Source organism: Kitasatospora putterlickiae, assembly GCF_039527695.1.
GTDB classification, from domain to species: Bacteria; Actinomycetota; Actinomycetes; order Streptomycetales; family Streptomycetaceae; genus Kitasatospora; species Kitasatospora putterlickiae.
The window spans coordinates 9,362-10,715 of sequence record NZ_BAAAKJ010000510.1; the positions used below are offsets into that span (position 1 = coordinate 9,362).

A 1,354-nucleotide genomic window follows, 5' to 3' on the forward strand; every position below is an offset into this window, starting at 1 on the left:
GGCAGGCCGGTCAGGTACGCCAGGACCGCGGGCAGGCCGCAGGTGAGCAGCGGCCAGAGGACGAGCGACCGGGCGAGGTCGAGCGTGACGCGGCGGCCGGTGAACCGCAGCGCGCCCAGGGCGACGGTGAGCACCGCCAGCATTCCGGCGTAGGTGCCGACCCCGGCGGTGAACTGCGGCTCGTCGCGGGGCTCCTCGGAGGAGGCCTGCGCGACGCCGGCCCGCTCCAGGCGCATCACCCGGCCGCGCCACACCGTGCCGTCCACCCGGTCGCCGGGCTTCAGGTCGCTCAGCAGCGGTCCGGCGTCGCCGAACCGCACCTCGCCGCTCCAGAACGGCGCGCCGTCCAGCGTCGCCCGGTACTCGGAGCTCTTGCCCGCGTCCCGGACGACCGTACCGCTGACGGTGAACGGCACGGTGCGCACGCACTCTTCGACGGATCCGCCGGGGCTGCCGGCCTGGCAGGGCGCGGCGGCCGCGTACGAGCGGTGCCGATCGGCGTCGTCCGGCAGCATGACGGCGAACAGGTACCCGGCGACCGCCGCCGGAGCGATCGCCGCCACGGCGATCAGCGCGCCGCCGGCGCGGGTCCATGGTGAGGGACGGTGGTTCATGACGGTACTCCCCCCGGTCCGGTGCGCGTGCGGAACACCCGGGTCGCCGTCGCCGGGGCGTGCCGCCCCTCCCCTTCCGGGGCTGGACGGCACCGGGCGGCCGGAACGCCGGACGGTGTCGTGGTTCTGGGAATCCGTCCGCGGTCCGCTGAGACCTGTGGACGGTGTGCGGAGCCCGAACGGGCCGGTGTGAAGGGGCGGCGGGTCCGCGGCCGGGCCGACGAGGTGCCGGCGGACTTCGCGTCGAGCGCCACGCACACCACCCCCGGACCGGCCCGCGAACACAACTGTCCCTTGTTCGCCGACCAGGCTTCCCGGCACTCCTTCGTGCACGATACCGGACAAGGGCCCGGCTTCGCACGGGGGTTCGACGGGGCGCCCGGGCCACCTCGCCGGCCGGTGACTCCGGGTGACGTTCGATCAGGTCGTCGCGGGAGACGTCACCGGCCGGCGGGTCCCACCGCCGCCGGCACGCACCGGGCCGTCACAGCAGTCCGCGTTCGGCGGCGATCCGGGCGGCGTCGAAGCGGTTGCGCCCGTCGAGCTTGCGCATGGCGCCCGAGGTGACGTTGCGGACGGTGCCCGCCGCGAGGTAGAGCTCGCGGGCGACCTCCTTCACCGAGGCGCCGGTCGCGGTGAGCCGCAGGATCTCCCGTTCGCGCTCGCTCAGGACCTGTTCGGCCGCCTCCAGCAGGAGCCGCACGGCCCAGGGGTCGGGCGCCGCGTCGGCCGCCAGCAGG

The 1,354-nt window shown here is 75.7% G+C and carries 2 protein-coding genes; both read right to left on the bottom strand.

All coding sequences use genetic code 11. From position 1 onward, the window contains the following. Window positions 1–614 (bottom strand): hypothetical protein (locus tag ABD308_RS38250; RefSeq protein ID WP_344345543.1); only part of this gene is annotated, 614 nt, incomplete at its 3' end. A 484-nt stretch (window positions 615–1,098) separates the two neighbouring features. Continuing rightward, window positions 1,099–1,354, bottom strand: a 256-nt coding sequence (locus ABD308_RS38255) for a response regulator transcription factor (RefSeq protein ID WP_344345544.1), incomplete at its 5' end; no start/stop codon positions are given.